Source organism: Pseudoalteromonas tetraodonis (assembly GCF_002310835.1).
In the GTDB taxonomy this organism is placed as follows: domain Bacteria; phylum Pseudomonadota; class Gammaproteobacteria; order Enterobacterales; family Alteromonadaceae; genus Pseudoalteromonas; species Pseudoalteromonas tetraodonis.
In genome coordinates this window covers 3129044-3148799 of sequence record NZ_CP011041.1, presented here as the reverse complement: position 1 = coordinate 3148799, position 19756 = coordinate 3129044, and the positions used below count along the sequence as shown (strand labels likewise).

Sequence of the window (19756 nt, the reverse complement as noted above, 5' to 3'; positions counted from 1 at the left end):
CGCGATGTTTAAAGGAATAGAAGTAATGTCAGTTATTCGCAGTGTATTTAGTATTTTCTTTTATACAATAAACACTCTTTTTTGGTTTGTGCCTATTTTTATTTGTGGCATCGTTAAGTTAATCCCAATCAAACCACTACAAAAATTAATGAGCTGGACGGCCAAGCAATGTGCCTCTATTTGGGTGACCTTCAACACGTTAAATCAAACGTTATTAACGCCAACTAAACTTAATGTTATTGGCCTTGAAGAGCTTAAATTAAAAGATTGGTACCTAGTTATTGCGAACCATCAAAGCTGGGTGGATATTTTAGTGTTACAGCGGGTGTTTAACCGAAAAATACCTTTTTTGAACTTCTTTTTGAAAAAAGAGCTTATTTACGTACCTGTTTTAGGTTTGTGTTGGTGGGCACTCGACTTTCCTTTTATGACCCGTACCAGTAAAAGCCAATTAAAAAAGAATCCTAAATTGCGTGGTAAAGATTTAGAAACCACCCGTAAAGCCTGTGAAAAATTTAAAGAAATGCCAGTCAGTGTGGTTAACTTTGTTGAAGGGACGCGGTTTACAGCGCAAAAGCATGCGCGTCAAAATAGCCCGTTTCCTCACTTACTTAAACCGAAAGCGGGTGGTGTGGCGTTTGTAATGCAAGCCATGGGTGAGCAAATTTCTAAAGTGGTAAATGTCACTATTCATTACCCTGAGGGCATTCCTACCTTTATGGATTTTGCAGCCGGTAAAGTAAAACACATTGATGTACATGTTGAAGTAAAAGGCGTTAGTGACGACTTAATTGGTGATTACACTAATGATCCTGACTTTAGAGTACGCTTTCAAAGTGAATTAAACCGCGTGTGGGAAGAAAAAAACCAGACGTTGGTTAATCTCAAACAAAAATAACAAAATGAGCTGACAGTTATGCTAAAAAAATGGTTACCTAATTGGTTAAATGGCTTAATTGTTGGCTGTGTTTTATTTGCTAATTTAATAATATTTGGCGCATTAGTGCTTACCCTAGGGTTAGTTAAATTAGTGCTGCCCATACCTGTAGTGAGTAAATTATTACACAGTGCGTATAAAGGGTGGTGCAAAGGTAACCGCTTAGGGCTGTGGTTAGGCTGTAATAATATTAAAGTTAATATTAGTGGGGAGGTAAACGCCAACAGTTGGTATTTGCTAATCAGTAATCATATTAGCTGGCTTGATATTGCGGTATTGAGCTCGTTGGATGCATTGCCAGCCCCTAAGTTTTTTTTAAAAGATGAGCTTAAATACGTGCCATTTATTGGCACTGGTGCGTGGGCGATGGGTATGCCCTTTATGAAACGAGTGACCAAAGCGCAATTGGCTAAAAATCCGAATTTAAAAGGCTTAGATGTCGAGCGTACTAAGCGCAGTTGCCGTAACTTTCGTCATCATCCTACAACCATAGTTAACTTTGTAGAAGGTACGCGTTTTACTGCGCAAAAGCACCAGCATCAACAAAGTCCTTTTCAGCATTTATTAAAACCTAAGGCTGGTGGAACTGCTTTTGCCTTAGAGGTTTTAAACGAGCAGTTTGACGCTATGCTTAACACCAGTTTAGTGTATAGCGGTCAGTCAGATCATGTGTGTCGTAATATTTTAAAAGGCGAGCTGGAGTCTATTCATATTACTATTGAGGTTATGCCAATAAATACACAGATGATTGGCAGTTACCAAACCGATAAGGCATTCAGGGCCCAGTTTCAGCAATACTTAAATAACTTATGGACAGTAAAAGATAAGCAATTAAGCGCTATTCATATTCAGCAAGCTAGTACTGAATTAACACCCAGTAAGGAAATTGAAATACCATGAGCAAAACACACCTACAGGAGCTAATTACTCCTTGGTTTGAAAAAGTCCCCGATGCTTTTTTTCTCAGCGCAATCACCGCCTCATCAATTGGCATCCTTTCGTTATTATTTGTTTACTTATTTACTCGTCGCTTGATGTTACCGGGTATTCAAAAGGTGGTGACTAAACTCTCTCCTGAGCGTATTGGTTCATTGTCACCTATGTTAACTAAGCTGAATAAACGAATTGCTTGCTTGTTATGTTGTGTACTTTTTTTAGCCACATTTGATAGTGTTTATCCGGTTAATGCAATTGCTCAAGAGATCCTTAAAACCATTGGCCAAGCATTATTAATTATTTATATTGGTTTTATTATTAGCAGCATAGTGAGCATTGCTGGCGCTATTTATAACCAATTAGATTTTGCTCGCGAAGTACCTATTCAAGGCTTAATTCAAGTGGTTAAGCTGATCACCTTTATTGTGTGTTCAATATTAATTGTTAGTATTGTGCTTGAAAAATCGCCGACTTATATTCTCTCTGGTTTTGGTGCTATTGCCGCTGTTACTTTATTAGTATTTAAAGACACCATATTAGGTTTTGTCGCCAGCATTCAAATTGCCGCTAATCGTTTGGTGACCTATGGGGACTGGATCCAAGTAGATAACTACGGCGCCGATGGCGAAGTAATTGATTTAGGACTTAATACTGTAAAAGTGCGTAACTGGGATAACACCATAACGACCATCCCTACTTATATGCTGGTGGCCGGTTCATTTAAAAATTGGCGCGGTATGCAAGAATCTGGTGGGCGACGCATCAAGCGTTCTTTAAACATAGATATGAATAGCATTTTCTTGGTTAATGATGACTTTAAAACACAAATAGAAGCGGCTATACCACTGCAAGAATATATTCGACTAGGCACCCTTCCCGATCCGGTGTCGAACTTAGGGCTATTTCGTCGCTATGCAGAGGGTTACTTAAAACAACACAGTAAAATCAATACCTCGCTCACACTTATGGTGCGTGAACTACAACCGCTTAATCATGGCTTACCGATTGAGTTTTACTGCTTCAGTGAAGACAAACGTTGGATATCGTACGAGCACTTACAAGCTGAAATTATGGACCATTTACTGGCCGTATTACCTGTGTTTGGGCTGCGCGCTTATCAAAGTGTCAGTGGGCAATTAAGCCCAGCTGACGGGGCCAATATGGCAGGTAAACCCAGCATTAAAGTGCCCAATAATGCTGTCCAAGGCCAACACCAATAAACAATAACAATAGCCACCAAATAGGTGGCTTTTTAATACGTAACCATGCAAACGCAGCAATCACTAATGCAATTTGCCAAATATTGCTTACGGCAGAAGTCCAAATGGGTGAATATAATACAGCTGCCAAAAAGCCAACTACAGCAGCATTAAGCGCTGCAATTGAGCTGGCAAAGCGAGGATTACTGGCCAAGTTTATCCAGCTTTTTTGAAACGCCAGCATCAGTAAAAAACCGGGTAAAAATATCAATAATGTTGCGATTAGCGCACCCACTAATGGTTGTGCAGAGTTCAATTGTGCCCCCAAGTAGGTGGCGATAGTAAACATTGGGCCAGGAACGGCTTGGGCACTGGCGTAAGCCGTTAAGAATTGATCATTACTCAGCGTTGGAACTCCCGCTTGCAAAACAGGTAATACAACGTGTCCACCACCAAATACCATGGCACCTGCTTGGTAAAAAGGCGCGAATAACGCAGCGTTTTCGCCAAGTGGGATAAAGCTGATGGCAAGTAGTAGTGCAAATAAGCCAAGAGCAATCCAATTGATGTTGGTTTTTTCTCTGCTAACATTTTCTGTAGATTTAGCTAAGTTAAGTAAAGGCCATAAAGCACCGATAATGGCAGCGGTTACTAAAATGGCGATTTGAGTGCCCAACATAGGAAATAAAATCAGTGCTAAAGTACTCATTATTGCCAGAAGTTTAAGTACCGCACTGGTGCAAAAGCTTTTCGCCATACTAAGGGTCGCATCAGCAACAATAACCACGGCAAATAGTTTCAAACCTGCAATAATAGCAAAATAAACAGCATCAAACTGATGTGCACTTATTGCTATTAGCACCATGATCAAAAACGAAGGCAGGGTAAAGCCTATAAACGCAGCGATACCACCGAGTACACCCGCACGTTCTACGCCAATAGCAAAGCTAATCTGACTTGAACCAGGGCCTGGCAGAGCTTGACTTAAGCTAATTAGCTGCGCGTAACGCGCTGTACTTAACCAGCGAAGCGAATCAACAAAGTGGTGCTTAAAGTAACCTAAATGCGCGGCAGGGCCGCCAAAGCTCATGCAGCCAAGCAAAAAGAACTGTCTAAAAATCGCAATTAACATAGTGGCAATCGCCTTTTGATAAATCATAAAATTGTCACAAACAAGTATGACATTATTATGAAACGCTATCACTACTTCCTTATTTGATAGGCAATATCAACGCTTATACGTTATTCTTCATTGTTGGTTCATACATATATTTGCATAATCGCAATAATAAATTCTAAATGAATAGGAAATCACCATGACGTTAACTAAATCACTTTTAAGTGTCACTGTCGTTGCTGTATTACTTTCTGGCTGTGAAATGAATAACACAGGTAAAGGTGCCGCTATTGGTGCAGCCGCGGGTGGTATTTTAGGTAAAGCTACAGGTAATCATAAAGATAAGCGTATTTTTATTGGTGCAGCTATTGGTGCGCTAGCGGGTGCTGCTGTAGGTGATTACATGGATAAACAAGAAGCTGCTTTTCGTGATGAGTTAGCGGGTTCGGGAGTTGAAGTGGTTCGTGAAGGCGATAACTTACGCTTAGTGATGCCCTCTAATATTACGTTTGCGACTGATCAATCTTATATTTCATCGGGCTTTCATGACACTCTAAATGCGATAGCAAGTGTAATGAATAAATACGAAAAAACCTACTTAAGTGTTGAAGGTCACACCGACAGCACGGGCAAAGACAGTTACAACATGACTCTTTCAGAGCAGCGTGCACAAAGTGTAAAAAACTACTTAGTGAACCAGCAAATTATGGCGGCACGAGTAAGCACGAGTGGCTATGGCGAATCACGCCCAATAGCGACTAACGACACAGCGAATGGTCGTGCGCAAAATCGCCGAGTAGAAATTCAAATTGTACCAAACACTCAAGGTTAGCTTTTGTAATTACAAACCGCGTTTGCGCGCGGTTTGTGTACTTATTTAAAGGGCACTTTTAAATAAGTTAGTTGTCATAAGGAGTTCTTCATAGGGACATGTTTATGACAAATTGGCGTACAGCAATTATTTTATCGGTATGTTTACATGGGTTAGTTTTGTTTTTTTTAACTACCTTAAAAGCCCCTAAAATTAAACAGCCGCAATTAACGCCAATTAAAGCGTATATGGTGAATGTGCCTGCCAAAACTAAAGTAACGCAACAAGCCACTCAGCAAAGCGCTAATAAAAATGTTAATACAGAAATAACCCCAACCAAGCCTGTTAATGCAACCCAATCAAAACCACTAAATGCGACTAATAAAAAAACAAAGGAGACGACTGAGCCGGTAAGTACCACCTCCATAAACACCCACCCTGTAACCGCAAAGTCTTATAAAAAGATCGACCTGAAAAAAGGGCTCAATAGTATTTTACAGCAACAAACTGGCTATTCTGATACTGCAAAGAATGACCCTCAGAAAAAGCGCATTACCGTCCCAAAAGAGCATGCAGGGAAGGTGAAGCCGCTATTAAAAATAGAGCAGCAAAATATGCAATTTACCACTTACCGACGAGGTGATAGCTGTTTTAAAAAGGTATCCGTTGGTGCTGGAGTTATGCCAAAAAATGACTTGCCAGAGAGTTATATTGTTGGTGCAAAGTGCGATAAAACCAAGCTAACTGAGGCTTACGATACCGCAATGAATAAATGGCTTGATAAAAAGTAGCGACTAAATTGCAATCAATCTAGATTAAACTGTAATTCACATAGCTTTTGATACAAAGGGTTGCTTGCCATTAATTGCTGATGAGTGCCTGTGGCTTTTATTTCGCCATTTTCCATTACCACAATCATATCGGCGTGTTTTACCGTGGCTAGTCTATGGGCAATAATCAGCGTTGTTCTATTTTGCATTAAGTGCTCAAGTGCGGCCTGAACATGATGCTCGCTTTGCGCATCAAGTGCGCTGGTAGCTTCATCGAGTAGCAGTATTTCGGGATCTTTTAAAATGGCGCGGGCAAGTACAATACGCTGCTTTTGCCCACCCGAAAGCCTAACACCTTGCTCACCTAAAAAGCTGTTATAGCCTTGTGGTAACTGTTTTATAAATTCATCAGCATGTGCATGTTTGGCGGCCGCATAAACTTGCTCGTCACTGGCGCTTGGGTTGCCATAGCGAATGTTATGCATGACATCAGAGCTAAATAAAATCGGGTTTTGTGCCACCATGCCCATTTTGTTGCGTAAGGTGTTTAACGACAACTGTTTAATATCTATATTATGAAACTTAATCGCTCCGCTGGCTGGATCGTAAAAGCGCTGCAATAGTTCAAATAAGGTAGTTTTACCCGCACCGGAAGGGCCAACAATAGCCACAGTTTTACCTGTTTCAATATTTAAGCTGATATTATTTAATGCGCTTACATCTGGGCGAGAAGGGTAATTAAAACTAATACCTTCAAGTGAAATTGCACTGTTGCTGGTTGTTGCATGTAACTCATCATCTTGTGGAATTTCGGGGTTTTGTATTTTACTTTCAACGGCGAGCAGTTCGAGCAATCTTGCTGCGGCTCCTGCGGCGCGCTGTAGTTCACCATAAACCTCTGCAACGGTCGCTACCGACATGGCCACCATAATGGCATAAAACACAAAAGCACCGAGTTCACCGCCCGTCATAGTGCCTGCTAACACATCACTACCGCCTACCCAGAGCATGGCACTAATAGCACTAAAGGTAAGAAAAATAACAGCTGCAATTAAAAACGAACGTTGTTTAATTCGGCTTTTAGCCACATTAAAGGCCTTTTCGGTTTCAAGCGCAAAAGCAGATTGTTCTTGATGTTCGTGGCTATAACTTTGTACCACTTTTATGTTTTGAATGATCTCACCCGCGTAGGTGCTTATATCGGCAATAGCATCTTGGCTAGAACTGGCGAGTTTGCGCACCTTTTTACCAAACACTATCATAGGCACCAGTACTAAAGGGACGCAGGCCACAACGACCAAGGTAAGCTTTAAATTAGTAACAAGCAGCATAATTAAACCACCGACTAACATTAGCGCGCTTCGCAGTGCCATAGAAAATGACGAGCCAATAATAGATTGTAATAATGTGGTGTCGGTGGTTAAACGCGACATCAGCTCGCCGCTACGATTTTCTTCAAAGTAACTCGGGTGCAAGGTAACAATACGATTAAACACGGCTTTTCGAATGTCGTTACTGACTCGTTCGCCAATCCACGACATTAAATAAAATCGGCTGAATGTACCCACTGCCAATAAACTGATTAAGCCAATTAATACCAAAACAGCTTGTTGTAATTGCGCTTGCGAGCCGGCAATAAAGCCATGATCAATCACAAATTTAACGCCTTGCCCTAGCGATAAGTTAACTCCTGCGGTGGCAAGTAACGCCACTAAAGCCCCTAAAACTACCCATTTATAAGGCTTAATAAAATTGAATATAGGGAATAAAGCGCTAAAGGCGGCTTTATCTGAAGCAGGCTTGTCTGTAGGCATAGTAGATTCTTATTGATGATTAAGGTATAGATATGGCATCAATAGATTAAAAATCAATAGTATTAAAAATCATCAATAAGGAAAAATTATGACAACTAAACAGGTAACAGGCGAGTTTACCGTTTCATTAGCGCCTATAGAGGGGTATGCACACGGGCAGCAAGGCGTTAATTTAGGTCGTATGTCGATTGATAAACAATTTACTGGTGGCCTAACCGCAACTAGCCAAGGTGAAATGCTCAGCGCCATGACCCCCACCCAAGGCAGTGCCGGTTATGTGGCTATTGAACAAGTAATAGGCGAACTTGATGGTTTGCAAGGTGGTTTTGTACTGCAGCATTTTGGCACCATGGATAAAGGCCAAGATAGCTTGATTTTAAAAGTGGTACCCGACTCAGGCACTGATGAGCTCGCAGGATTAACCGGCAGTATGAAAATACGGATTGAGCAAGGGATTCACCATTACGATTTTGAATACATGTTATAAGTTCAATAAGGATTAAAATGCAAAAAGTAATCGAATTCAGAAAGTCCCGTTTTTTGGGTGGGGTAGATATAGTCGCACTAAATGATCGCATACAGGAATTAAACCAAGACGGCTGGAAAGTAATAAACGCAGTGCCATTGACAGGCTTTTATGGGCAAGTGCATGGTTATGCATTACTTATTGAAAATGAAGAAATATAAGGGTTACTAATGGCATTATCATTATGGTTTAGCTTAGCACTGGTATGCATGATGGGCGCAATGTCGCCAGGGCCTAGTTTAGCTGTGGTATTAAAGCATAGCTTAAATGGCGGGATGAAAAATGGCATGCTGGCAGCGTTAAGCCATGGTTTTGGGGTTGGCTTATATGCAGCGGCCTCATTATTGGGATTAGGCGCATTGATGTTGCAGTTTCCTACTGTGTATCAATTTTTAGTGTACTTAGGGGCAGCCTATTTAGCGTATTTAGGTTTGAAAATACTATTTTCAAAACCTAACGACAGCGAGCTGCAAGTTCAAAAAAGTGCAGTGAGCAGTTCTAAGGCGTTACAAGATGGTTTTGCGATTGCATTTTTAAATCCTAAGTTGGCAATTTTCTTTTTGGCGCTATTTTCGCAGTTTATCGATCCAGAAAACCTTACATTAAACATCGGTATTATTATGTGCTTAACCGTTTTTGTAATAGATACTGGGTGGTATTTATTGGTGGCTTTACTCACTGATGTGTCTAAAAAGCGCTTTGGCTTTACCAAGCAAAATGTGTGGTTAGATAGACTATTAGGTATGGTATTTATTGCGCTTGCGATCAAAGTGGTAATAGGATTTTAACTATCAAAGTGATTGAATTGCGTACAGTTGGTAATTAATGTAACTTAAAAAAACTATAATTTAAAAGTGATAAAACGATGTCTAATATAATTTTAAAAAGTGCCACTTTTGATAACAAAGTCAAACAGTACTGGATGTGTTTAGCTGCAATATTTAGCCTTTTTCCAGTTGTAACTATTGTGCTTTTACCCGTTGTATTGCTTTTGGTGTGGCTAGTCGCAAGGCGAGTATTAGCAGCTATGTCGGCCGATTTACTAGAGCGCAAGCTAGTGGTTAAACGTGGTATTTTGTTTAAAGAAGAAAAATCGATTCCGCTTGAAAAAATCACTGATGTGGGATTAAGTCAGGGGCCATTAATGCGACTATTTGGTTTATACCGCTTAAGCTTTGAAACTGCAGGGCAGTCTGGTCACGGTGCATTAGTATCGTTACTTGGGGTAGTTAATGCCAGTGAATTTCGTGAAGCCATTTTAACTCAAAAAGATAACCTCACTTCAGATCAGCCAGCCCAATCTAATAACGATGAACCACAAAGCCAAGTAGAGCTCATCCGCTCGCTTACCTACAGCGTAAAAAATATCGAGCAAATGTTAGTCAACTTGTTGGATGAGAGGAAGTAAGGCGCAGGTATACATTAATTTTCGGCGATCGGTTGATCGCCGAGAGATTTAATTTTTGGCCTTTAAAATGCCTGACAAACAGCTTCTGCTTTACAGGTAATAACTGTGACGTTTTCATAACCTACGCGTGTCAGTGCTTCAGCGCTTAATGTTGCACGCGCACCACTAGCGCAATGTAAGTAAATAGGGCGTGCTGCGTCTTTTTCTATTTCCATTAACTTCATTTCAAGTAAGCCGCGCGGAATATTAATTGCGCCAGTAGCGGCTTTGGTTGCATGTTCAGCCGGTTCACGCACATCAATGAGTAATCCTTTGTTTTCACTGATCTCTTGTTTAGCTTGTTCGGCGTCGATGCGACGTTGATTAGGCGTAATAATTTTTAGTAAATCGGGGATAGATGTAAGCATGGTGATTATTCCTTAAAGCCAAGTTTGCGTAATAGAGTGATCATTGGGCACCAGCTAGTAAAAGCTGATTGGATTAAGTTTACAGCGATAAAAGCGGTAAAGTATATCCACTTCGGATCGTGATACGTTTGCAAAAGGATTGATACAACAATCATGATGCCAGCGATAAGACGAAGTGCGTTATTGAGTTTCATAATAGTAGGTCACTTATTTGATTGAGTACAGAGCTACTATATTAGATATTATTAAATTAGTAAATTCTAATATTAGACATTTCTTATCTAGCAATTTATACTAAGTGCATATTTTAGAATAAGAGCATAGTATGAAAATTGACTTTACAGCGATGGCGACTAATGTGGATCAAGCTGAGCAGCTATTAAAAATATTAGCGAATAAAAATCGACTAATGATTTTATGCTCATTACAAGATACCGAAATGAGTGTTTCGCAGCTTAACGAAGCCGTACCGCTAGCGCAGTCTGCGTTATCACAGCACCTAGCGGCACTGCGCAAAGCCAATGTAGTGGCTACTCGCCGCGAAAGCCAAACTATTTATTACCGCGTGATTGATCAAAATGCCGTGCATTTGTTAGGCACATTATATGGACTGTTTTGCAAGGGCTAAAAGTTATGAGCATGATTGATAACGCAGTAAAAAGCAGCTTAAGTGGCCGTATTCCGGTTATTATTTTTGTGTTGTCGATTTTGTTTGGCTTATTTGCTTTACAACAAACAGCGCGAGAAGAAGAACCACAAATAGTGGTGCCTATGCTCGATATATACGTATCGGCGCCCAACGTAGAAGCTCCAGAGGTAGCCAGATTGGTTACCCAGCCACTTGAAAAGCTACTTGCCCAACTTGGCGGTGTGGAACATATTTATTCCACTACACAAACGAATGCCGCAGTGGTTACACTTCGCTTTGAGGTTGGCCATGACCGCGAACAAGCTATTTTAGATACCTATGCAAAACTTAACAGTTATCAACATACTATGGCTTCTGTTATCAAAAGTTGGCAAATACGGCCCGTTGAAGTGGATGATGTACCTATTGTTATGCTGGGGCTATACAGTAAAGACCCACAACTTTATGGTGATTACGAGTTAACCCGCTTTGCTAACGAAATAGCCAACAGTTTACAGCGTATTGAACACACCAGTGAAGTAAAAGTCATTGCTGGTCGTAAACGAACCCTCACCATTAATTTAAATGCCAGCGCATTGGCTGCCCACCAAACAACCGTAAATGACGTTTTTTATGCATTAAGCGTGTCTAATCAACTAACGCAAGTAGGCAGTGTGGTTGATGGTCAGCAGCAAATTGAATTGCAAGCAGGTGATGTTCTACGAAGTCAATCTGCTGTAGAACAGCTGGTAGTGAATGTTGTTAATGGCAAAAGTGTTTACTTGCTTGATGTTGCAAACGTTATTGATGGCCCAAGTGAAGCTAAGCATTACCAATGGCTTGCTCAATCGGTAAACCAGCAGCATTTACCAATGGTAACACTAAGCGTTGCAAAACAAACAGGCACGAACGCTGTTGCAGTTGCCAACGATGTTCATCAAATGATGGCGCAGCTAACACGCACGCTATTACCCCCTGAGGTGAGCTATGCGGTATTAAGAGATTATGGCGAGACTGCCGATGAAAAAGTAAATAACCTCACTTCAAGTTTAGTCTTTGCGGTCTTTACTGTGGTGATATTTGTGGGGGTGTTTTTAGGTTGGCGTCCGGCGGTTGTGGTAGGGCTGGCTGTGCCTATTTGTTATGGCATTACATTGGCTCTGGATTTTTCATTTGGCTATACCATTAACCGGGTGACCTTGTTTGCGCTTATTTTATCTTTGGGTTTACTGGTAGATGACCCAATCACAGGTATTGATAATATTAGCCGCTTTTTGAATAAAAAAGGCGATAAAAAACAGCAGATTGTTGGCGCAATGAGCGAAATTAGAAGTGCCTTACTTATGTCGACACTCACTATTATGGTGGCGTTTATTCCACTGGCGTTTATTACCGGCATGATGGGGCCGTACATGGCACCTATGGCATTTAATGTGCCGGTTAGCGTGATGGTTTCTACCATTGTTGCATTTTTTGTAACCCCTTGGCTTGCGATGAAGTTACTCAAGCCTGATAACGAACAACCCTCCGAGCTTGCTCCTAAAGTTGGTGCATATCAAAGAATATTAAGCCCATTATTGGTTTCTAAGGGGCGAGCAAAACTTGTTTTGTGGCTAACCCTAGCATTATTTATCATTAGTGCCATGTTACCCGTGATGCGTTTGGTGCCTTTAAAGCTACTCCCTTTTGATAATAAAAATGAGCTGCAAGTGCTGATAGATATGCCAGAGGGGACTAATCTGGAGCGCACAGCTGCATTTACTAAACAAATCCAAACACTCACATGGCAATTAAACGAAGTAAGTGAAATAGCGGCCTATGTTGGTCAACCTTCAAGTATGGACTTTAACGGTATGGTGCGCGGTTATTATCGCCGTGATGCAGCGAATCTCGCCGAGCTGAGGGTATTGTTAGTGGATAAGTCTGAGCGCGATCATCAATCGCATGGAGTAGTTATGCGCCTTCGCGAACAGCTCGCGATGCTAGCAACCGATGGCATTGTAATAAAAGTGGTTGAAGTACCACCAGGGCCGCCGGTACTGAGTACCTTAGTTGCTGAGGTTTACCGAGATGCTTTTGTTGATGAGCAAACACATTCTCAAGCTGCCTTGCGGTTAGCTGCGCGTTTACAACAAGAGCCTCATGTAGTTGAAGTCGATACCTCAATGGTGGCACCCTCGCCATTACAACGTTTTGTTACCAATAAAACCAAGGCCGCACTCAGTGCGGTTTCAACTCAAAATATTGCACAAACACTCAGTATTGCCTCTCAAGGTGAAAACGTGGGTGTACTTTATGTGAGCAATGAAACAGAGCCCGTTGATATTAAATTACAGCTACCGTACAGCGAGCGAAATCAGCTTTCGCAATTACTTGCACTTCAGGTTAGGGGCGACAGAGATTTAGCTAAAACCAGTAACGAGTTTGGTTTAAGCAGTGCGCCAAGGCCGTTAGTATCGCTTTCAGAACTCGGTGAATTTACACAACATCATGTTGCTAAAACGATTGTTCGTAAAGATCAGCGTGACGTAATTTATGTTATGGCTGAGCTTAATGGGCGCACACCAGCGGAAGTGATTGCTGATGTGAATGCTGATTTAAATGTATCAAACGATGAGTTTGTTAAAACATCGTGGGTAGGTCGTCACTTTTTTAATAATGGCGGAACAGCCCCATGGCAACTACCACAAGGAACCCATGTCAGCTTTAGCGGCGAGGGGGAATGGCGCATAACCATTGATGTATTTAGAGATATGGGCATTGCCTTTGCGTTTGCGCTCAGTGCCATATTTATAATTTTACGGGTACAAACACAGTCGGCGAGTTTATCGCTGATTATCATGTCGGCTATTCCGTTAACAGTGATAGGTATAATGCCAGGTTTTTGGCTGTTAAATCAGTTTGGTGAGCGCTCCATAGCAAGTGCCCCAGAGCCGGTATTATTTACTGCCACAGCGATGATAGGCATGATTGCCCTTGCAGGTATCGTGGTGCGTAACTCACTTATTTTGGTTGAGTTTATTAATCAAGCTCGTGGCCAAGGCATGGCAATTAAAGAGGCGCTTGTTGCAGCGGGTACGGTGCGAATGCGCCCTGTGCTCCTAACCGCAGGTACCACTTTATTAGGTAACTTAGTGATCACACTCGATCCGGTATTTAGCGGGCTCGCGATTGCGATTATTTTTGGCATTGTGGCGTCTACATTATTTTCATTATTTGTAGTACCGCTTGTTTATTATTTAGTGTTTGCAAGCACAGAGGATGAAGCGCATGCAGGGTAAATCAAAACTTATAGGCACATTTGCCGCGTTATTTGTCATTATTATGGCTGTGTTTTATATGGCAGGCAGCTTTTCTGACAAGCAAGCTGCTGGCTTAAAAGAATCACAAATAACGAGCTATCAAGGTGAGCGAGTAACGGTAACGCTGCAAAGTATTGCAGGCACTGAGCAGGTACCAGGTAGTGTAATAGCAAAACAAAATACGCAAATTTCATCGCATGTTATGGCGCAGGTTGAGCAGTTAAAAGTACGTGCTGGCGATAAAGTCGCTAAGGGCGATTTACTTATTATGCTCAAGCAAGATGATTTTAAAGCGGCGTTAGCGCAAAGCAGCGCAAATATTAATGCGGTGCAAGCGTCGTTAACGCAAGCTAAAAAGCAACTAGCCAGAATGATTGATTTAAATGCGCAAGGATTAGTATCTGTTAGTGAATTAGATGACGCCAAAGCAAAGTTTGAAAACTTAACCGCTAATTTAGCGGTTGCTAAGCAACAGCAAACGCAAGCTCAGGTATCGCTTAATTATACGCGTATTACTGCCCCTATTTCGGGCGTGGTCGTTGAGCGCCTAACTGAACCTGGCGATACTGCAACACCCGGTAAACCGCTGATTACTTTGTATAACCCATTACAGTTACAGCTTGAATTTAATGTACGTGAACAACAAGCAGTAAAATTAAGAGTCGGGGACAGTTTAAATGTGGTATTACCTTCTCTAGATATAACAACACCCGCAACGGTGAGCGAAATTGTACCAGTGGCAGATAACGCGGCGCGCAGCTTGTTTATTCGTTTAGAAGCCGATGCGCAACTTGGTTTAATGCCAGGCCTTTATGCTCAACTACAGTTACCAATAAAAAGTACCCAAGGTGTATTAATTGATCCACGTTGGGTGCATGAGTTTGGTCAGCTCAATATGGTGTATGTACTTGAAAACGAAACGCTGGTTAAACGTTTCGTGCGTTTAGGCAGTATTATAAATAACCAGCAACACGTAATAGCAGGCCTAAAAGAGGGTGATGTACTTGCTGTTGATTACATGCCAAGTCAAAGCGATTAAATAAAACTCGCAATTTCATCAATCGACTTTTTATCTAGGGCGTGCAGCGGCACTGTTGCATGCTCATCTGGGTAACCAGTAATAAGTAACATATAAGGGCGTTCGTTGTCTTTATCACGTCCACAAATATCGGTTAGAAAACTCATCGGTTTTGGTGTGTGGGTAAGTGTTGCAAGGCCTGCGCGGTGCAAGGCTTGAATTAAAAAGCCAGTGGCAAGGCCTACCGATTCATGCACATAGTAATTGGTGTTTTTATCGTCCGTATTTACACCCCCCTTTTTTTGACTAAACACCGCGATTAACCATGGCGCGTGCTCTAAATAGGGTTTGTTAGCATCAGTGCCTAAGGGTTTTAATGCATCAAGCCATTCTTCGCCTGCGCGACCTTCATAAAATGAGCGCTCTAGCTTTTCAGCGGCCTCTCGTATTTGTTTTTTAACATCTGCACTATTAATGGCTACAAAATGCCAAGGCTGGTGGTTTGCGCCACTAGGCGCTGTACCTGCCGCTTTTATACAGGTTTCGATGATTTCTTTTGGCACTGGGCGGTTACTAAAGCTGCGAATACTATGACGGCGTTGACTCGTTTGTAAAAACTCATTCGCACGCGTCAGCATTTCCTCTTGAGGGTATTCTATAAAATCGGCTAATGGTTGGCTTTTATGATTTTGCATGGCTGTTCGCTTCTTATTTTTAGAGTGTGTGGTTTAAAATAGCAGCAAAGGCTTTATCTGCTAAGGTTTATAAAACCCGCGCTACGCATAAAATATTTATATCATATTACAAGGCTTAGCCAATAGATAAGAGCCTATTAGGTATCCTAAAACAGTAAAAGTCAGCTATTTTAGGATACTATTTTAAGCAAACAGGTCGCTATTTTGAGTGTTTATTCATAACGTAAGGCATCAATGGGATTAAGCCTAGCTGCTTTTATTGCGGGAGCTAAACCAAATACAATACCGATTAAAGAGGTAAAACCAAACGACAGCATAATAGCCCAGCCTGGTATATAAGCGTCGGGCATGCTTGGTACAGAGAGCGAAATGAGCTCGGCAGCACCATAGCCAATGACTAAGCCAATTAAGCCTCCAAATAATGACAGCACCACGGCTTCAACTAAAAATTGCAGCATGATAAAACCAGGAGTCGCCCCCAGTGCTTTTAATGTGCCTATCACACGGGTGCGTTCGGTGACAGATACAAGCATAATGTTCATTACACCAATACCGCCAACAACAAGACTGATACCTACAATCCCTGCGGTAATTGCTGTAGCGCTACCTGTAAATTTATCAACGTTAGCGCGTGCTTTTTCAGCTGTTTCAAATTCAAAGTCGTTTTCTTGATTGTCTTTTAGTTTATGTAATTGGCGTAAAATGCGAGTGATTTTAGCAAGTACCAATTCTTCATCACTGTCTTCTTTGAGTCTAAACATAATTTGTACATTGCTGCTGCTACTTGGACCCTCTAATGCGCTCATGGTACTGATGGGAATATTAATATAATCGTCTTGATCGAACCCCAATAAACTACCTTGTTTTTCAGCCACGCCAATAATTCTAAACCACTCGCCGCCAAGTTTAATATATTCGCCTACAGGGTTTTTTGGCAGGTTTAGCTTTTCAATAATGGATGGACCAATAAAAGCGACTCGACGGCGCTTTTCATCATCCTCTGCGCGAATAAAGCGCCCAAGTTCTGGAAAGGTTCTATACGCTTTTTGGTAATCTTGCTCTGTACCCATTACTCGTGATGAGTGGCTTTTATTTCCATATTCAGCGCCACCAGAAAAACGCCAAGTAAACATCAGTGCAGTGAGTGTTTCAGCCTCTTTTACTCGGGCTTTTAAGACTAAAAAATCGTTGTAAGTGAGTTTAGCATTTTTGCCCACCATTTCTTGTTCAATGCTGGTAAAGGGTTTAATTGTGGTTACATCAGGTGCCATATCTGCGAGTTGATCGTTAATTTGCTTAGTAAAGCCTTGCATAACGGCTACCACTGTAATAACCGCGGCAACCCCAATTATAATCCCTAAACAAGTGAGTGCGCTTCGCATGGCATTGGCTTTAATGGCCATTAGTGCTGCTTTTGTTCCTTCCATAATTGCAATAGCAGATTTAAACATGTTGTTTGTCTCCCTCGCCTTTACGAACATCACTCACTACCTTGCCATCAACTAAGCGAATAACTCGCTGGCAATGATCTGCAATTTCTTGTTCGTGAGTTACCAAAATAATGGTGTGGCCTTCATTATGTAGCTCATCAAATAGCGCCATAATTTCAGTGGTAGTTTTGCTGTCTAGATTCCCGGTTGGTTCGTCACCGAGTAAAATATGCGGTTTAGTCACTAGCGCTCGTGCAATGGCAACACGCTGGCGTTGCCCACCAGACAACTGGCTTGATAGATGATCCACTTTATCACCGAGTCCTACACGTTTGAGTGCATCGAGGGCTTTTTGTTTACGTTGTTTTGCGGGTATAAACCTATAAACCAAAGGCTGCATCACATTTTCAAGTGCCGACGCACGCGGAAGTAAGTTAAAGCTCTGAAAAATAAAGCCAACACTTTCGTTACGCTGATGAGCGAGCTCGGTTTCTGTCATACTTTTTACAAGTTTATCTTTTAAAAAGTAATCCCCAGTAGTTGGAGTATCTAAGCAACCCAATAAGTTCATTAAAGTTGACTTACCTGAACCTGAAGGACCGATTATAGCGACATACTCGTTTTCATTAATGACCACGTTTACATCATCAAGGGCTTTAAATATTTGCTCACCCATTTTGTATTGCTTGTTAATATGCTCAAGCTTAATTACCGCCGACATTATTGTGTATCCTTGGCGGTAGATTGCTTAACTTTTACTGTATCATTTTCTTTTAACTTACTGATTGGGCGTGCAGGGCCAATAACAATACGCTCTCCTTTATTTAAACCTTGGGTAATTGCTTGCTCTATATCTGAAGAAATACCTACTTCTACATAGGCTTTGCTTACAGTGTTATCGTCGTTTAAACGCCATACAAACGTTTTATCATCTTCTTTTTGTACGGCTTCGATAGGGAGCTTTAAGCCATTCACAGCAAGGCTTGTTGCGATTTCTGCACGGCAGCTCATACCTGCATATAGTTGCCTATCGGTATTATCAAGTAACACTTTCACTCGAAATGATAAACCTTGTGAACCTGCTTGGTTTTTTGCTGAGGTTCCAATGTTAATGACCTTGCCAGTGAAGGGTTGATTGGGGTACGCAGCAGCATAAATATCTGCATGCTGGTCCAATTTAATGCCAGCAATATCAGTTTCATCAACTCTGAGCTCAGCTAAAATAGCGCTTGGGTCGGCAACCAGCATTAAATCTGAGCCAATAATATTAGTGGTGCCGGCAATAACGGTTTCGCCTTCTTTAATATTTACTGAGGCGAGCAAACCACTCATTGGAGCACGAAATACACTTTTGCTAAGTCTATCTTCAGCGATTGAAAGAGAGGCTTTGGCTTGATTATAAGACTCTACTCTGGCTTCAATATCTATTTTGGCAAGGTCGCGTGCATTTTGTAAGTTCTCGTATACTTCTTGCCCTGCTAGGCCTACGTCATAAAGCTCTTTTTGACGTTTAAGCTGACGTTCAAAGTTCAAAAGGCGTGTTTTACTATGTTTTATTTCTATTTCGCTAGCTCGCAATACCGCTTTATTACGTGTTACTTCTGACTCAAAAGCAGTGGTATCTAAGCGCATTAAAATGTCGCCTTGTTTTACACTTTGCCCTTCTTCAACAAACACCTTGTCGACTCGTCCGGTTACCTCTGAACGTAACTGCACTTGAGTATTAAAGACTAAATTGCCAGAGGCCATAATGGAGTCTGCAATACTACCTTGCTCAACCTGTGCAACATTTACCTCTGGTGCTTTTTCATCGCCAGTAATTTGCTTTGATACGATAAGAGCAATAAAAGCTGCAATTGCAAGGGTAATGATAATCGCTTTTTTCATTTTTATTTCCGTATTTATGAGTAGGCAGAAAAGTTTGCCTACACTCCTTTAAGCAACAATAATAATTGTCCAGATGCTGTAAATGATAATGGTCGGTAGCGCAGCAAAAAGAAGTGCTTTATTAAAGCTGAAATTAGTCCAACACTTTAACCCAATAGCAACCAAAGCTATGCTCCAAAGACTAAAAATACTTAAACTCTCCATCATATTATAGAAGCTATCTCCAAGCTCTAATCCCAGAAATAACTGATTTATAGACGCGTAATTGAATAAACTAATAGGTAATTCATTGTTACTGGCTGTAAGAACTAGCGCAACAACACCTAAACTTGAAATAACCATGGGCATCATGCTCCAAACACCAAAACCATACCACGCACCATAGCTATAATTAGCATCAGGGTCTTGCTTAGATATCAACATGTAATACCCAGATAGGAGTGCATTTATAAAAAGAAGGCCGAAAATACCCCCGCCAATTGCAAACCACACTTGGTTATCGAGGCTTTGCTCCATACTTTGACGGATCATTTTTTTCTCGCCGATTGTGGCATCCACACTCGCTGCAGCAACCTGCTGGTCTAAAATAAATTGTGAGTCTGCAGTGGTATAAAATGTATAAGCAGAGGCTGCAAGGGTTAGAGCGAGAAGTGCAAAAGCAAGCCAAGACCAGCCTTTAGCTTCTTTTAGCCCATTAAAAGCCTTGCTTGGGCTGATAAAAATGTCGATACAAGCAGATAGCGCGTTAGATGACTTCATGATTATTCCTTTATGATTTTCTCAATAGTGAACTATATAGTTATCAGTCATATACTAAGGTAAAAGCGAGGTAAGTTGATTTATTAATTGTAACGGTTTGTTAACAAGGTGT

General features: G+C 41.3%; 21 protein-coding genes. 12 read left to right on the top strand and 9 right to left on the bottom strand.

Annotated features, from left to right (window positions below):
• Nucleotides 1-25: 25 nt before the first annotated feature.
• Genes PTET_RS14710 through PTET_RS14700 form a run of 3 tightly spaced genes read left to right on the top strand, consistent with a single transcriptional unit; the run spans nucleotide 26 to nucleotide 3093 of the window.
• Complete coding sequence (locus PTET_RS14710) at nucleotides 26-898, top strand: acyltransferase (protein WP_008109502.1); 873 nt, start codon at nucleotides 26-28, stop codon at nucleotides 896-898.
• An 18-nt stretch (nucleotides 899-916) separates the two neighbouring features.
• Nucleotides 917-1837, top strand: coding sequence for an acetyltransferase (locus tag PTET_RS14705; RefSeq protein ID WP_013466094.1), 921 nt, complete (start codon nucleotides 917-919; stop codon nucleotides 1835-1837).
• A complete protein-coding gene (locus PTET_RS14700; RefSeq protein ID WP_096038826.1) occupies nucleotides 1834-3093 on the top strand; it encodes a mechanosensitive ion channel family protein in 1260 nt (419 codons plus the stop codon). The genes PTET_RS14705 and PTET_RS14700 overlap by 4 nt, the downstream gene beginning before the upstream one ends.
• On the opposite strand, the gene chrA is transcribed toward PTET_RS14700, so the two are convergent.
• Nucleotides 3053-4204 (bottom strand): chromate efflux transporter, encoded by a 1152-nt coding sequence (gene chrA / locus PTET_RS14695; protein WP_013466092.1) that lies wholly within the window; start codon nucleotides 4202-4204, stop codon nucleotides 3053-3055. The genes PTET_RS14700 and chrA overlap by 41 nt on opposite strands.
• Nucleotides 4205-4388: 184 nt before the next feature.
• Here chrA and PTET_RS14690 point away from each other — a divergent pair, with 184 nt between their 5' ends.
• Both PTET_RS14690 and PTET_RS14685 read left to right on the top strand, forming a co-directional pair.
• Entirely contained in the window at nucleotides 4389-5021 is a 633-nt protein-coding gene (locus PTET_RS14690) for an OmpA family protein (RefSeq protein ID WP_013466091.1), read from the top strand.
• Nucleotides 5022-5125: 104 nt separating this feature from the next.
• Entirely contained in the window at nucleotides 5126-5791 is a 666-nt protein-coding gene (locus tag PTET_RS14685) for a hypothetical protein (protein ID WP_096038928.1), read from the top strand.
• Nucleotides 5792-5805: 14 nt separating this feature from the next.
• Here the strand turns inward: PTET_RS14685 and PTET_RS14680 are convergent, their stop codons facing one another.
• Entirely contained in the window at nucleotides 5806-7584 is a 1779-nt protein-coding gene (locus PTET_RS14680) for an ABC transporter transmembrane domain-containing protein (protein WP_036957096.1), read from the bottom strand.
• Between the two features lie 88 nt (nucleotides 7585-7672).
• On the opposite strand from PTET_RS14680, the gene PTET_RS14675 reads away from it, so the two are divergent.
• The 4 genes from PTET_RS14675 to PTET_RS14660 all read left to right on the top strand — a co-directional run bounded on the left by PTET_RS14675 (nucleotide 7673) and on the right by PTET_RS14660 (nucleotide 9518).
• Nucleotides 7673-8071: a DUF3224 domain-containing protein gene (locus PTET_RS14675; RefSeq protein WP_013466088.1), complete on the top strand. Its 399-nt coding sequence runs from the start codon at nucleotides 7673-7675 to the stop codon at nucleotides 8069-8071.
• 17 nt (nucleotides 8072-8088) lie between these two features.
• A complete protein-coding gene (locus PTET_RS14670) occupies nucleotides 8089-8271 on the top strand; it encodes a hypothetical protein (RefSeq protein WP_096038825.1) in 183 nt (60 codons plus the stop codon).
• A 9-nt stretch (nucleotides 8272-8280) separates the two neighbouring features.
• Nucleotides 8281-8898, top strand: a complete 618-nt coding sequence (locus tag PTET_RS14665) for a LysE family translocator (protein WP_013466086.1) — start codon at nucleotides 8281-8283, stop codon at nucleotides 8896-8898.
• Nucleotides 8899-8975: 77 nt separating this feature from the next.
• On the top strand, nucleotides 8976-9518 hold the full coding sequence (locus PTET_RS14660) for a PH domain-containing protein (RefSeq protein ID WP_096038824.1): 543 nt from the start codon (nucleotides 8976-8978) through the stop codon (nucleotides 9516-9518).
• 62 nt (nucleotides 9519-9580) lie between these two features.
• Here the strand turns inward: PTET_RS14660 and PTET_RS14655 are convergent, their stop codons facing one another.
• Both PTET_RS14655 and PTET_RS14650 read right to left on the bottom strand, forming a co-directional pair.
• Nucleotides 9581-9925: a rhodanese-like domain-containing protein gene (locus PTET_RS14655; protein ID WP_008467278.1), complete on the bottom strand. Its 345-nt coding sequence runs from the start codon at nucleotides 9923-9925 to the stop codon at nucleotides 9581-9583.
• Between the two features lie 5 nt (nucleotides 9926-9930).
• On the bottom strand, nucleotides 9931-10119 hold the full coding sequence (locus PTET_RS14650) for a YgaP family membrane protein (RefSeq protein WP_008467276.1): 189 nt from the start codon (nucleotides 10117-10119) through the stop codon (nucleotides 9931-9933).
• Between the two features lie 131 nt (nucleotides 10120-10250).
• Between PTET_RS14650 and PTET_RS14645 the strand changes: the two genes are divergently transcribed.
• Genes PTET_RS14645 through PTET_RS14635 form a run of 3 tightly spaced genes read left to right on the top strand, consistent with a single transcriptional unit; the run spans nucleotide 10251 to nucleotide 14894 of the window.
• Nucleotides 10251-10553: an ArsR/SmtB family transcription factor gene (locus PTET_RS14645; RefSeq protein WP_008467273.1), complete on the top strand. Its 303-nt coding sequence runs from the start codon at nucleotides 10251-10253 to the stop codon at nucleotides 10551-10553.
• 5 nt (nucleotides 10554-10558) lie between these two features.
• Nucleotides 10559-13834 carry an efflux RND transporter permease subunit gene (locus tag PTET_RS14640; RefSeq protein WP_096038823.1) on the top strand — a complete coding sequence of 1092 codons (3276 nt, stop codon included), beginning with the start codon at nucleotides 10559-10561 and terminating at the stop codon, nucleotides 13832-13834.
• On the top strand, nucleotides 13824-14894 hold the full coding sequence (locus tag PTET_RS14635; RefSeq protein WP_013466083.1) for an efflux RND transporter periplasmic adaptor subunit: 1071 nt from the start codon (nucleotides 13824-13826) through the stop codon (nucleotides 14892-14894). Before PTET_RS14640 ends, PTET_RS14635 begins: the two co-directional genes overlap by 11 nt.
• Here the strand turns inward: PTET_RS14635 and PTET_RS14630 are convergent.
• The 5 genes from PTET_RS14630 to PTET_RS14610 all read right to left on the bottom strand — a co-directional run bounded on the left by PTET_RS14630 (nucleotide 14891) and on the right by PTET_RS14610 (nucleotide 19644).
• Nucleotides 14891-15568 carry a nitroreductase family protein gene (locus PTET_RS14630; RefSeq protein WP_013466082.1) on the bottom strand — a complete coding sequence of 226 codons (678 nt, stop codon included), beginning with the start codon at nucleotides 15566-15568 and terminating at the stop codon, nucleotides 14891-14893. The genes PTET_RS14635 and PTET_RS14630 overlap by 4 nt on opposite strands.
• A 212-nt stretch (nucleotides 15569-15780) precedes the next feature.
• A complete protein-coding gene (locus PTET_RS14625; protein WP_013466081.1) occupies nucleotides 15781-17019 on the bottom strand; it encodes an ABC transporter permease in 1239 nt (412 codons plus the stop codon).
• Entirely contained in the window at nucleotides 17012-17719 is a 708-nt protein-coding gene (locus PTET_RS14620) for an ABC transporter ATP-binding protein (protein WP_008467268.1), read from the bottom strand. Before PTET_RS14620 ends, PTET_RS14625 begins: the two co-directional genes overlap by 8 nt.
• Nucleotides 17719-18885, bottom strand: coding sequence for an efflux RND transporter periplasmic adaptor subunit (locus PTET_RS14615; protein WP_013466080.1), 1167 nt, complete (start codon nucleotides 18883-18885; stop codon nucleotides 17719-17721). The genes PTET_RS14620 and PTET_RS14615 overlap by 1 nt, the downstream gene beginning before the upstream one ends.
• Nucleotides 18886-18933: 48 nt before the next feature.
• Nucleotides 18934-19644 (bottom strand): YIP1 family protein, encoded by a 711-nt coding sequence (locus PTET_RS14610; RefSeq protein ID WP_013466079.1) that lies wholly within the window; start codon nucleotides 19642-19644, stop codon nucleotides 18934-18936.
• Between the last annotated feature and the right edge of the window lie 112 nt (nucleotides 19645-19756).